Raw genomic sequence first — 12,916 nt, 5'->3', positions numbered from 1 at the left:
TTACAACGGCGGCCCGTCCGCTGCGGCGTGCTGACGCGCGGCCAGGGCATGCGCCACGTCACGGGTGGCCGGGTACAGCTCGCGGTAGAGACGGTAGAGCTCGTCGTACGTCCCCGCCGTCGCCGGATTGGGTTCCACCGTGTGCGCGACCGGATTCCACGCGGCGATGTCCGCCGCCACCGCACGGCCCGTCCCGACCGCCGCGAGGAACGCGTCCCCATAGGCCGCGCCCGTGGTGTACCGGGGGACGTCCTGGGCCCGTCCGGTCACATCGGAGACGATACGGGTCCACAGCGCCCGGGCGCCGCCGCCCACTGCCGTCACCCGGCGGATGTCCCCGCCCGCCGCCTCCATGGCGGCCAGGTTGTGCCGCACCCCGAAGGCGGTGGCCTCCAGCGCCGCGCGGTAGAGGTGTCCCCGGCCGTGGCGCAGGGTCAGCCCGAGGACGAGTCCGCGGGCGTCGGGGTCGAAGAGCGGTGTGCGCTCACCCGCGAAGTACGGGAGCATCAGCAGCCCTTCGGCGCCAGGGGCGATGGCGGCGGCCTCGGCCACGAGGGTGTCGTAGTCCGCGCCGGTGAGATCGCGCAGCCATCCGGTGACGGCGCCGGAGGTGGCCATGCCCGCCGCCAGGCAGTAGGTGTCCGGGAAGGCGCCCCGGGTGGACCACAGGCGGGGATCGGGGGCGGCCTCGGCGACCACGTTGACCAGGAACATCGTGGTCCCGTACATCAGCATCAGATCGCCGGGCACGGTGGCCCCGACGGCCGTGGCCTCGGCCCAGGCGTCGATGGTGCCCGCGATCACCGGGGTGCCCGCGGGAATGCCGGTGGTGCGCTGGGCCTCCGGGGTCACCTCGCCGACCACCTCCGACGGCCAGACCAGACGCGGCCATGGGAGACCCGGCGCGATCTCCTCGCACCACTCCTCGATCCAGGCGCCGCGCCGCAGGTCGTACAGCGGGGTGCACTGGCTGGCGGAGTGGTGGTCGAGGATGTACGCACCGGTGAGCCGGTGCACCAGATACGAACTGGCCATGAACCAGCGGCGGGTGCGGGCCCAGACCTCGGGCTCCCGCTCCCGCACCCAGGCCAGTTTGGGACCGATGGCCTGGCTGGTGAGCGGTGAGCCGCAGCGTTCCAGCACCTGCCACTCGCCGTAGCGTTCCCGCTGGGCGGCGATCTGCTCGCCCGCGCGGGTGTCCACCCCGTACAGGATCGCCGGGCGCAGCGGGGTGGCGTCGGCATCGGTGGGCAGCAGACAGGGGCCGATACCGCTGACACCCACCGCGCCGATCCGCTCCCCCGCCGGGGCGGCGGCGAGCAGTTCGGCGCTGAGCTCCGTCAGCTCCCGCCACCACACGGTGCGGGCGTCGTGTTCGGCCCAGCCGGGGCGCGGGGTGGCGGTGGTGTGCTCCCGGGACGCCCGGGCCAGCAGGACGCCGTCGGTTCCGACCAGGACGCCCTTGGAGCCGGAGGTGCCGATGTCGATGCCGATCAGCAGGGTCATATGTTCCTCGGGGCCTCTCGTGGAGCCGGATCGTCTTCCTGGTCATCAGGGTGCCCCCGGCTCCGCGACCGTCAGCCCCTTGTCCGGCCCGCAGCCGCGTAGCGGCGGTCCGCGACCGTGGCGTGGCACACGGTACGTATCCCCCGATTGCTCTTCGTCACACAGTGGCCATCGTTCCGTTTCGCCTCCGGTCGTTCCGGAGAGGCTCGAGGGCACGGACAGCCCCATCGGCCCGCAGAACAGACCCGGGTGCCCGGCCCCTCCCGGGCACCGCGGACGGAGGGAACGTGGCTCACAGCACATCGGGGAAGACCGCACCGGATGACGATGCGTCTGCCCGGCGGGAGGCCCGGCGGCCCGGGTGCGGCGCGGACCGCCCCGGGACATCGCCGCCGACCCGGCGCGGACTGCTCACGGCGACGGCGGCGGCCGGACTCGGCCTGGTCGCCGGATGCGGTGAGCAGGGCAGCACGGTAGGTTCGGACGCACCCGCGAAGGGTTCGGCGTCCGCCCGGCCGTCCACGTCCCGAGGGCCTTCCAGAGGTGCCGAACGCTCTCCCTCGGGGTCCGGCCGCAGCGCCCGGACCACCCACCCGGCCAAGCGCCGCCCCGAACTCCCCCGCGGTGGCCGGGAGCTGTCGCGGTACCGGCTGGTGGGCTACTGCGGGCTGCCCGGGGCGGCGGCGCTCGGCCGCCTGGGCACCGGCGATCTCGACGACCGGGTCGCCGAGATCGAGAAGACCGCACGCGCCTACGCCGCCGGGCGGGAACCGCAGCCCGTGCTGGAGCTCCTCGCCGCCGTCGCCAACAGCAGCGCGGGCCCCGACGGCACCTACCGCTCGCGGACGCCCGAGACCACGATCCGCCGCTTCCACCAGGCCGCCAAGCGCCATCGCGCCCTGTTGCTGCTGAACATCCAGCCCGGCCGGTCCTCCGCCCTGGACGAGGTGAAGGCGCTGCGCAACTGGCTCATCCATCCCGATGTGGGCATAGCACTGGATCCGGAGTGGGACATGGGCCCCGGGGAAGTGCCGGGCGACACGTACGGCCACACCAGCGGCAAGGAGCTGACCGAGGTGGCGCGCTATCTGTCGAAGCTGGTGGCCGAGCACGATCTGCCACAGAAGCCGATGGTCTACCACCAGGTGGCCGTCTCCGTGGTACGCGACCAGTCGGCACTGCGCCCGCAGCCCGGTGTGGTGGTGATCAAGAGCGCGGACGGGATCGGATCGCCCGATATGAAGCGGAGTACCTGGCGCAAGCTGGTCAAGGACCAGCCGGAGGGGCTGCGCACCGGTTTCAAGCTCTTCTACGACGAGGACGCCGAGGGCAGTCGGCTGATGACCCCCAAGGAAGTGCTGGCCCTCCGGCCGCGGCCGGACTACATCATGTACGAGTGAACCCCGTGTCCACATGGGACCGCACAGGAGACCGCCCCCGTCCCCCGGAGTGTTCCGGGAGACGGGGGCGGCGGTGGGAAGTGGGCCAGGGGTTCGGTGTGGGGAATCAGGTACGGGGCGCCGCGGGCACCGTGAGCGGTTCCTTGACCGGGGCCTCCGGGGAGCCGGGCCGGGTGAACCGCATGGTGATGCCGGCGCCCGCGTAGAGCACGGCCACCACCAGCAGCAGGGCCTGGTAGCCGGTGAGGAGGGCCAGGTACTCCAGGGCACCGCCGGTGAGGGCGCCCAGCAGATTGGCCCCGAAGGCCGCCGTGGGATCGGAGGCCGCGGCCAGCCGGTCGGAGAAGATGAGGTTGGCGCAGAAGATGGGTGCGAAGGCCAGGGCGATCGCGGCGGCGAGACGTCCCGCGAACGGCAGCCCGAGCACCAAGTGGGTCGGGATCAGCCAGGCGATGGCCAGGGTTGCGAAGAGCAGCAGTTGCAGGGCGAGCTGGTTGACCCTGCGCATCCGGCGCCGTACTTCCACCGCACACAGGACGGCGACCAGCACACCCGCGAACACCATGGCATTGACCAGCCAGGTGGTGCCGAAGTAGAGCGCGAAGCCGATCACGTTCTTGGTCTCGAGGAGCATGAAGGCGGCTCCGAGCAGGAACATGTCGGCGTAGGCCGCGGTGCGCCGGATGCGGACACCGGTCATCCGTACCGACACCAGGGTCACCAGCAGGATCGCGCTGAGCACACCGATGTAGAGGCCGGGGATGGTGCGGTGCAGCAGATAGGGGAACGGGTGGTCGTCGGTGGCGGCGGTGGGCACCTTGCCCGAGGGCTGCCACGTCGAGTGGGCGCAGGACTGGTCGCGCGCGGTGACGCCCGCCACCATGACCGCGGCCCGCTTGTTGCCGTAGTGGGTGATACAGGGCGCGTGGCCGAAGACGGAGGCGAGAGTGGATCCGAACCGGTCGATGAGCCAGTTCTGCCGGTAGTAGTTGTACATGGCGAACGCACCGTCGGGGGCGAGGTGGCGGTGTGCCGCCTCGAATGCCTGACGGGTGAACAGATAGCTCTCCAGACGCAGATTGCTGGCCCCCGACACCAGGGTCAGGGAGTCCGGAAGCGCGAGCACGATCAGGTCGTAGCGGGTCTTAGTCTGCTCCAGGAAGGCCCGGCCGTCGTTGATGTGCACGTGCACCCGGGGGTTGTCGTACGGGCGGGCCGGATGCAGCGAGGCGCCGATCTCCTGCAACCGGGGGTCGATTTCCACGGCGTCCACCCGCTTGGCGCCGTGGGCGAGGGCGAGGGCCACGTCATTGCCGTTGCCCGCCCCGATGACCAGGACGTTGCGGTGGGGGTTGCGCGGTGTCTCGCGGTAGGGCTGGTTGTACGGTGAACCGGGTTTGGTCAGCGCCTTCAGCGGGGCGATGCTCTGGTGCGGCACCCCGTTGGCGGAGATGTTGTAGTCGCGGGCGGTCGAGGTCGAGCGCTTGGTCTCGATCTTGTAGTACGGGGACCAGGAGATACCGCTCGCCACCGTCTCCAGGGCGAGAACCGCCACCATCACCCCGAGCGGGATGGTGTACCGGATGGTGTTGCGGCGGCCGCCCAGGACGAGCAGTGCCACCGCCGCGATCACTCCCCACACCACCGACGGGGCGCGCAACCAGGACAGCAGCGCGAAGGACACCGATCCGGTGAGCGAACCCAACAGGTCGAAGCGGTACGCCTCCAGCGACGGCAGACGGCGGAACAGGTCCGCGGTCATCTTCCCGATCGCCATCATGATGAGCGCGGTCAGTCCGAACAGGACGGGCAGCGTCACCCACTGGGGCAGTCCGGTGGTTTTCACGGCCGTGAAGTAGATGACCTCACCGCTGCTCTGCCGCACCTGGACGGGGAACTCCCGTACCAGGACGACCAGGACGGCCAGCGGAATGGGCGCCCAGCGGGTGAGCCACTGCCCGCGGCCGGCGGGAATGAGGAATCCCAGGCCGATCCCGAGGAACGAGCCCAAGAGGATGAAATTCGAGAAATAGCTCAGATGGACGATATTGGCGCCGGTCCACCGGATCAGCGCCAGCTCGACGAAGAGCATGGTGGCGCTGGCCAGCAGCAGCCTTGCGCGCACGTTTTGCGGTCCAGGGCTGTGCTCCATGTCGGCCCACGCTGTCATCCGAGACCGGGCAGGTCGAGCACCCGCACGGCCCGTGCCGTGGGCCGGACGGCGGCTCCGCGGAACACCAAAGTACGCCACCGGGGCGTACGCCCACCAGCCTTCCGACACCTCGTCATACGGCCGCCGTCAACAGCCATATCGAGCGTTTACGCAGGTCAGCGCTCCGGTCTGCGGGCGGGGACACCCGGTGCGCGCCATCCGGAGAACACACCGCCACCATGGGCGGACACCTGCGGATCCACCCGCCGAAGTACGGCGTTCGTGTGATTCCCGGGATGCCATCCGTCACCTGATGAGCGCAATGGCCACTGCGCGGTGGCGAACCCCGGGCACACTGCCCGCACCCGGCGGTACAGAAATACCGAGGCGGCCGAGGCGGCAGCCACCGCCTCGGCGCCGTCCTCCCCGGTCAGTGCGGTTGAGCCGTCGGCCGCACCAGGATCTCGTTGATCGCGGCGTGCGGCGGCTGGGTGACCATGAAGGTGATCGACCGGGCGATGTCCTCGGCCTGGAGCCACAGCTCCCGCGGCATACCGCGGGCCACGGCCCCGGTGGTGCTGTCGGCCGTCATCTCCGTGGCCGTCATACCGGGTTCGACCACCCCGACCCGCACCCCCCGCGCGGTCACCTCCTGCCGGAGGGCCTCGCTGAAGGCGCCCACCGCGTGTTTGGTCGCTGAGTAGACGGCGTTGTGGGCCCGCGCCAACCGGCCGGCCACCGAGCCCACGCTCACCAGGTCGGCCACCCCGCGCGGGCCCTCCGCCGCGGCCCGCAGCAGATGCGGCAGCGCCTTCTGCGAGGTGTGCAGCACCGCCCTGACGTTGAGGTCGATCATCCGCTCCCAGTTCTCGGGGTCGCCCTCCTCGATATCACCGGTGGCCACGAACCCCACGCTGTTCACCAGCACATCCAGCCTGCCGAACCGCTCCGCGGCGTCCTCGACCGCCTGACGGGCCTGTGCCGAGTCCCGCAGATCGGCGGTGAGGGCGACACAGGAACGCCCCTGCTCCCGGATGCCGGACGCCAGCTTCTCGAGCCGGTCGGTGCGACGGGCGACCAGCGCCAGATCGGCGCCCTGCCGGGCCAGCGACCGGGCGGTGGCCGCCCCTATGCCGCTGGAGGCGCCGGTCACCAGCGCAGCGCACCCCGCCAGCGGGGCGTCGGCCCCTCCGGCTCCCCCGTCGTTCCCGGTCCACGTCTCCGCCACCCTGACTCCCTGTTCGCGCGGACGATCATCTGCCGTCAACATGCTCGCACCCACGCCCGTCCACGGACACGGCAGAGGTCCGGTACCCCGATCCCGCCCGCGGATCGCTCTTGTTGCTCCCTTCGGACCAGGACCGGCAGGCTCGTCGGAGCAGTACGGAAAGCACACGACCGGCGTATGAAAGTAGGCCGTTGGGGTCGCGCTGCTGTCCAGCCTGAGCACCCTGCCGCCGTGTCGCGGCGACCATCGTTGGCTGAGGCACCGCATCGCCGAGTCCGGCGCATGGCCACCGAGTCCACCCCGTCCGCCCCACTCGCTCAGGGAGCCGCGTTCATGCCCCAGTACTTCCGTGACTCGCCCGAGTCCCTCGTTCCCGACGCGCTCGCGGGCTTCGCCGCCGCCCACGCCGACCTCGTCGCGTACCACCCCGACCACGGCTATCTCCGCGCCCGCCACCCCGCGCCCACCCGCCGTGTCGGGCTGGTGTCCGGGGGCGGTTCGGGGCATGAGCCGCTGCACTCCGGTTTCCTCGGCATGGGGATGCTGGACGCCTCCTGCCCCGGCCGGATCTTCGCCTCGCCGCACAACCGGCAGATCTTCGAGGCCAGCCGTGCCGTCGCCGGGCCCGGCGGTGTCCTGCACATCGTCAAGAACTACACCGGTGACCGCATCAACTTCGGCATCGCCGCCGAACGCCTCCACCACGAGGGGGTCGCCTGCGCTCGCGTCCTGATCGACGACGATCTCGCCACCGACTCCGACGCCATCGCGGTCGGCCGCCGCGGCACCGGCGCCACTCTGCTCGTCGAGAAGATCCTCGGCGCCGCCGCGGACGAGGGACGCGGGCTGGACGAACTGGCGGCCCTCGGCGCCGAACTGACCGGCCGGGCCCGCAGTCTGGCCGTGGCCGCCGCCGCGCACACCGCGCCCGCCTCCGGCGCCCCGGCCTTCGGTCTGCCCGAGGGCGTCCTGGAGTTCGGGGTGGGCATCCACGGAGAACGCGCCGAGGGCACCACCCCGCACGCACCGCTGGGCAAGCTGGTGGAAACCATGACCGACCAGCTGCTGGCCGCACTTCCCGACGGGTCGCGGTCGCGGGTGCTCGGGCTCGTCAACGGGCTCGGTTCGATCACCTCCCTGGAGCTGTACGGGATCCGCCACGCCCTCGCCAAGGCCCTCGACACTCGTGACGTCGCCCTGGACCGCTCGCTCACCGGCACCTTCGTCAGCGCCCTCGACATGCGTGGCTTCTCGCTGACCCTGCTCGCCTCCGACGCCGAGACCCTGCGGCTGTGGGACGCCCCCGCCCGCACCCCCGCCTGGCCTCTGTGACCCCGCGTAACACCGCGCCGTGTCAGAACACCGTGCCACGCCCTTCCCTCACGACCGCCCCGAGGAGCCCTTCCATGTCCGAACGCCCCGGCCGACACGCCCTGACCCATGACAGCGTCGCGGAGTGGCTGACCCGTTTCGCCGCCACCGTACGCTCCGTCGAACCCGAGCTCACCGCCCTCGACCAGCAGGCGGGCGACGGTGACTTCGGCGCCAACCTGGCCACCGGTATGGACGGTGTGCGCCGCGTCCTCGACGCCCTGACGGCCGCTCCGCGGTCCGCCGACGACGGCCCGGCGGCACCGCTGGCCGCCGCCGCACGGGTCTTCCTCGACGAGGTCGGCGGCACCAGCGGCCCGCTGTTCGGGCTGCTGTTCCAGGAGCTCGCCGACGCGCTGTACGACGCCTCCCCCGCCCTGCCCGGCACCGCCGCGCTGGCCACCGGGACCGCCGCCGGAGTGGCCGCGATCCAGCGCGTCGGGGAGGCCGATGTCGGCGACAAGACGATGGTGGACGCCCTCGTCCCGGCCGCAAAGGCACTCGCCGAATGCCCGCCGACCGCCGACCCGGCGGCCGCGCTCCATCTGGCCGCGGTCGCCGCCCACCAGGGCGCCCGCTCCACCAGCGGTCTGCGCGCGCGGCGCGGACGGGCCAGTTACACCGGCGACCACTCCCGCGGGGTCCCCGACCCCGGCGCCCTGGCCGTCGCTCTGCTGTTCGCCTCCGCGAACGAGGAGGTCACCGTACTGGACCGGCTCCCGAACCGCTGATTCCGCATGGACCGGGCCGAGCCGGGCAGGCGCACGGGACGCGTTGCCGTCTTCACCGAAGGTGCCCGGGAAACACATGCAACAGGACACGACCGCCCGAGTGACCACACCACCGGCCGCGACACGGCCCAAGGGCGGTGACGGATCCGGATCCAGAACCCGCGACCCGTACTTCGACAATGCGAAGTACCTCACGATCGTGCTGGTGGCCTGCGGCCACGCCTGGGAACCGCTCACCTACGACAGCCGCGCCGCCACCGCGATCTATCTCATGGTGTACGCCTTCCATATGCCCGCCTTCGCGCTGATATCGGGCTACTTCTCGCGGAGTTTCGATCTGGCGCCCGGCCGGGTGCGACGGCTCATCAGCGGTGTGGTGGTGCCGTACCTGGTCTTCGAGGTGGCGTACACCCTCTTCTCCCGGTGGGTGCTGGACAACCCGGGGGAACCGTTCAGCCTGCTGGACCCCTGGTATGTGATGTGGTTCCTGGCCGCGCTGTTCATCTGGCGGCTCACCACACCCCTGTGGCTGGCTCTGCGTTATCCGGTGCCGGTCGCGCTGGCGGTGGCCGCGCTCGCCTCCATCTCGCCGGACTCCGGCGGCGATCTGTCGCTGCAACGGGTGCTGGCGTTCCTCCCCTTCTTCGTGGTCGGACTCACCCTGCGGCCGGGCCACTTCGCACGGCTGCGCACTCGCAAAGCCCGGCTGGTCTCCCTGCCCTTCACCGCCTTCGTGCTCTGCGCGGCGTACGCGGCGGCGCCGTGGTTCGATCCGGAGTGGTTCTACCACCGCAAGAGCGTCGCCGGGCTGGACGTCCCGCGCTGGGCCGGTCTGCTCACCACCCCCGGGCTGTTCCTGCTGGCGCTCGCCCTGACGGCCTGCTTCCTGGCCTGGGTGCCGGGGCGGGCGATGTGGTTCACCACGCTCGGCACAGGGACGCTCTACGGCTATCTGCTGCACGGTTTCCTCATCAAGGCGTCCCGCTTCTGGGACTGGTACGACCATCCGTGGCTGCACACCCCGTGGGGTGAACTGACGGTCACCGCGGCCGCCATGGCGGTGATCACGGTGCTGTGCGGCGGGCCGGTGCGGCGGGTCTTCCACCCGCTGGTGGAACCACGGATGGACTGGGTGTTCCGGCGCACGAAGACATGAGACGGGGTGCTGCCCGGAGTCAGCCGAGGGCGTTCACAGTCCGTGGCGGCGGTCGCCCAGCACACGGGCACACACCTCGCGTTCCCGCGCGGCGGAGAACGAGGAGAACGAGGACTGCCGCGCGGCCACCGCGCGGCGGGTCTCCTCGGCCACCAGATCGGCGTTGATGGCCGCGGCCGCGTGCACCCCCGAGGCGGCGGCGCCGGCCACCTTCTCGAGCGGGTCGGCCACATTGCCCGCGACCCACACCCCCGGGACGGCGGTGGCGCCCGTCGCGTCGGCCTCGATCCTGCGGGCGATCTCGTGGCCCGCCATCTCCTGACCGGTCGGCTCCAGACCGAGCGAGGCCAGGACGTCCGCGCGGGCGGCGAAGTACGGGGCGGTGACCAGCGCGCGACAGGCGATCACCGGCCCGTCGGCGAGACGCACCCCGGAGAGCCTGCCACCGGCCGTTTCCAGTGCGGCCACCGTGCCGTCCACCACGGCGACACCCCGTGCGGCGAGTTGCTCGTACTCCTCCTCCCCCGGCTCGGGCCCGGGTGCAGGAAGAGGGTGATGTTCTCGCTCCACTGCCGCCAGAGCAGTGCCTGACGCACCGCGTGCGGCCCCGTGGACAGAACACCGATCGCCTGGTCGCGGACCTCCCAGCCGTGGCAGTACGGGCAGTGCAGCACATCGGTGCCCCACAACTCGGCCACCCCGGGCACCGCGGGCAGTTCGTCGAGGAGGCCGGTGGTCACCAGCAGTCGTTCGGCGCGGACCGCGGTGCCGTCGGCGAGGGTGACGCGGAAACCGCCGGTGACACGGCGTTCGGCCGCCACCACGGTGCCGTCCACGATCTCGCCGCCGTAGCCGCGCACCTCGGCGCGGCCCTTGGCCAGCAAGGTGGCGGGTGGTGTGCCCTCGTGTCCGAGAAGGCCGTGCACCCCTTCCGCGGGGGCGTTGCGCGGCTGCCCGGCGTCGATCACCAGCACCGAGCGCCGTGCCCGGCCCAGGGTGAGCGCCCCGCTCAGCCCGGCCGCGCCACCGCCGACCACCACGACGTCGTAAGCCCGCTCGCCGTGTTCCTCGTATCCGTTCATGTGCGGTACCTCCGTTCGTGGAAGGAGCGTGCGCGCGACGGCCACCGCTTGACAAACGTCTTTGCCAGGGCGGCAAATGGACGCTATGGCTGACAACGACCTCGCCGATGTGCTCACCGCCGTGGGACCCCGGCTGCGTGCGCTGCGGCGGACACGTGACTTCACCCTGGCGCGGCTCAGCGAGACGACCGGGATCTCGCTGAGCACCCTCTCGCGGCTGGAGTCGGGGCAGCGCAAACCGACCCTGGAGCTGCTGCTGCCGCTGGCCAAGGCCTACGGTGTGCCGCTGGACGAGCTGGTGGGGGCGCCCGCCACCGGCGATCCTCGGGTCCATCCCCGGCCCTTCACCCGGAACGGCCAGACGTTTGTGCCGCTCACCCGCTATCTGGGCGGGCTGAACGCCTACAAGCTCATTCTCCCGCCCTGGCCGGCCGCCGAGCGCGGCCGCCCCGAGCAGCGGGTGCACGAGGGCTATGAGTGGCTGTATGTGCTCTCCGGGCGGCTGTGGCTGGCGCTGGGCGAGCACGATCTGGTGCTCACTTCGGGCGAGGCCGCCGAATTCGACACCCGGACGCCACACGGCTTCGGCAACGCGGGAGAGCAGCCGGTGGAATTCCTCTCCCTGTTCGGGGCGCAGGGCGAGCGGATGCATGTCCGGGCCCGCCCCTCCGCCACCTGACGCGCACCGCCACCGGTATGCGGGGGCTCAGCCCGAGGGTTCGTCGGGGACGGGCTGTTCGGGGTGGACGCTTCCGGTCTGGGGCTTCCCCCGCCGTCCGGCGCCGGACTCGTCCAGGTCGGGGACGTCCTCGGCGTGGTCCGGCGCCTGGTCCGCGCCCGCCACGTCCAGTGGATCGGGTCCGTCCTGCGCCTGCTGGTCGGGCAGGTCCCGCGGAATGGCGCGGCCGTCCTCTCCGGGCTCTTCACGCCGACGGTCCTCGTTCACGGTGACGCTCCTCTCCTCGGCGTGTGCAAGGGCATATCACGGCCCGTACCCAGAACATCCACACCGATGCACGGCCGCGCCCCCGCAGCTGGTCGCGTACCCGTGCGGCGCGGCAGCCCGGTGGCGAAGGCCCGGCGGGGCCGCTCCTCCGTGGGTCTCAGCCGTGTCGGGCGAAGGCGGCGGTGATGGCGTCGCGGTCCGCGCCCGAGGCCAGCAGCAGCCGGAGCAGCACCCGTGCCTTGTACGGATCGAGCAGTCCGCCGTCGATCAGTCCGCGCCGCCGCAGATCGGTCTCGGAACCGACCGCGCCGTAGGTGTTGCGCAGGACCGAACCGCTGCCGGATCGCGAGGTCAGCACCACGGGGATGCGCTCGGCCAGGGCGCCGAGCACCGGTGCGAGGGTGCCCGGTACGTGGCCGACTCCGAACCCCGCGACGACCAGGCCGTGGTGGGTTCCGGCGAGCCCGTCGAGCAGCACACCGTCGTCGTCGAGCGACACGGTGTACAGCGCCACCCGGGCGGTGTCGCCGTCCGCCGCCCTGGACGGGACCGGCCGGGGGTCGTGCCGCGGTGGCCTGGTGAGCAGACGGACCCGGCCCTCGATGACATGGCCGACCGGTCCGGTGTTCGGGGAGGCGAAGGTGGCCGTACTGGTGCTGTGGGTCTTGCGCACCCAACGCGCCGCGTGGATCTCGTCGTTGAAGACGACCAGCGTCCCCAGCCCACGGGCCCCGGACGCGGCGGCGACACGGGCGGCCGCGAGCAGATTGGCCGGGCCGTCCGCTCCCGCGAGGGTCGGATTGCGCATGGCGCCGGTGAACACCAGCGGTGCGTCATGGGCCCACACCAGATCGGCGAGATAGGCCGTCTCCTCCAGGGTGTCCGTGCCCTGGGTGACCACCACACCCTCCGCTCCCTCGGCCACCGCACCCGAGGCGGCCTCGACCACCGAGAACAGCTGCGGGAACGTGAGATGCGCACTGGGCACGGCATGGGTGTCCCGTATATCCAGCGGTACACCGAGTTCGGCGAGGCCGGGCACCGCCGCGGTGAGGTCGGCGCCGGTCAGCCGGGCCACCACGCCGCTGCCGCTCTGTCCGGCCATGGCGATGGTGCCCCCGAGGGTGAACAATGCGATGCTCATCCACCGACTACATCAGGAAACGGCGGCTGCGGGGAAGAGCGACGGCACCTCGTCGGCCGGTCCGGATCGGGGTAGCCAAGCCCGGCGGAGATCACCAGGCCGCCGAGCCAGGCCGAGAGCGCGTTGCCCAGGTTGACGGCGCCGATGTTGACGGCGGAGGCGAGGGTGGGGGCGCCGGCTTGGTCGCGGCGGTTCCGGGG

The 12,916-nt window shown here is 71.8% G+C and carries 10 protein-coding genes and 2 pseudogenes; 5 read left to right on the top strand and 7 right to left on the bottom strand.

Annotated features, from left to right (window positions below; translation table 11 throughout):
- Positions 1-1,506: an FGGY-family carbohydrate kinase gene (locus tag AC4BEG_RS34035; protein WP_490703515.1), complete on the bottom strand. Its 1,506-nt coding sequence runs from the start codon at positions 1,504-1,506 to the stop codon at positions 1-3.
- Positions 1,507-1,793: 287 nt separating this feature from the next.
- Between AC4BEG_RS34035 and AC4BEG_RS34030 the strand changes: the two genes are divergently transcribed.
- On the top strand, positions 1,794-2,906 hold the full coding sequence (locus AC4BEG_RS34030; protein ID WP_490703514.1) for a hypothetical protein: 1,113 nt from the start codon (positions 1,794-1,796) through the stop codon (positions 2,904-2,906).
- A gap of 106 nt (positions 2,907-3,012) precedes the next feature.
- Here the strand turns inward: AC4BEG_RS34030 and AC4BEG_RS34025 are convergent, their stop codons facing one another.
- Together AC4BEG_RS34025 and AC4BEG_RS34020 are read right to left on the bottom strand one after the other, a co-directional pair.
- A complete protein-coding gene (locus AC4BEG_RS34025) occupies positions 3,013-5,031 on the bottom strand; it encodes a spermine/spermidine synthase domain-containing protein (RefSeq protein WP_490703513.1) in 2,019 nt (672 codons plus the stop codon).
- A 457-nt stretch (positions 5,032-5,488) separates the two neighbouring features.
- Positions 5,489-6,286: an SDR family oxidoreductase gene (locus AC4BEG_RS34020; protein WP_490703512.1), complete on the bottom strand. Its 798-nt coding sequence runs from the start codon at positions 6,284-6,286 to the stop codon at positions 5,489-5,491.
- A gap of 333 nt (positions 6,287-6,619) precedes the next feature.
- On the opposite strand from AC4BEG_RS34020, the gene AC4BEG_RS34015 reads away from it, so the two are divergent.
- The 3 genes from AC4BEG_RS34015 to AC4BEG_RS34005 all read left to right on the top strand — a co-directional run bounded on the left by AC4BEG_RS34015 (position 6,620) and on the right by AC4BEG_RS34005 (position 9,544).
- On the top strand, positions 6,620-7,618 hold the full coding sequence (locus tag AC4BEG_RS34015; protein ID WP_490703511.1) for a dihydroxyacetone kinase subunit DhaK: 999 nt from the start codon (positions 6,620-6,622) through the stop codon (positions 7,616-7,618).
- 74 nt (positions 7,619-7,692) lie between these two features.
- A complete protein-coding gene (gene dhaL, locus AC4BEG_RS34010) occupies positions 7,693-8,388 on the top strand; it encodes a dihydroxyacetone kinase subunit DhaL (protein ID WP_490703510.1) in 696 nt (231 codons plus the stop codon).
- A 76-nt stretch (positions 8,389-8,464) separates the two neighbouring features.
- Entirely contained in the window at positions 8,465-9,544 is a 1,080-nt protein-coding gene (locus tag AC4BEG_RS34005; protein ID WP_490703509.1) for an acyltransferase family protein, read from the top strand.
- Positions 9,545-9,577: 33 nt separating this feature from the next.
- On the opposite strand, the pseudogene AC4BEG_RS34000 reads toward AC4BEG_RS34005, so the two are convergent.
- A pseudogene (locus AC4BEG_RS34000) lies at positions 9,578-10,626 on the bottom strand (NAD(P)/FAD-dependent oxidoreductase).
- A gap of 85 nt (positions 10,627-10,711) precedes the next feature.
- On the opposite strand from AC4BEG_RS34000, the gene AC4BEG_RS33995 reads away from it, so the two are divergent.
- A complete protein-coding gene (locus AC4BEG_RS33995) occupies positions 10,712-11,305 on the top strand; it encodes a helix-turn-helix domain-containing protein (protein WP_490703508.1) in 594 nt (197 codons plus the stop codon).
- Positions 11,306-11,332: 27 nt separating this feature from the next.
- Here AC4BEG_RS33995 and AC4BEG_RS33990 read toward each other — a convergent pair whose 3' ends face one another.
- The 3 genes and pseudogenes from AC4BEG_RS33990 to AC4BEG_RS33980 form a co-directional block, all read right to left on the bottom strand.
- Positions 11,333-11,572 (bottom strand): hypothetical protein, encoded by a 240-nt coding sequence (locus AC4BEG_RS33990; protein WP_490703507.1) that lies wholly within the window; start codon positions 11,570-11,572, stop codon positions 11,333-11,335.
- A gap of 157 nt (positions 11,573-11,729) precedes the next feature.
- Positions 11,730-12,716 carry an asparaginase gene (locus tag AC4BEG_RS33985; RefSeq protein ID WP_490703506.1) on the bottom strand — a complete coding sequence of 329 codons (987 nt, stop codon included), beginning with the start codon at positions 12,714-12,716 and terminating at the stop codon, positions 11,730-11,732.
- A gap of 59 nt (positions 12,717-12,775) precedes the next feature.
- A pseudogene (locus AC4BEG_RS33980) lies at positions 12,776-12,907 on the bottom strand (MFS transporter); the annotation flags it as partial.
- Positions 12,908-12,916 lie beyond the last annotated feature (9 nt).

Source organism: Streptomyces sp. JLBJ103, assembly GCF_058215575.1.
Note: the sequence above shows the minus strand (reverse complement) of the source record. Positions and strands in the feature narration are given on the sequence as shown.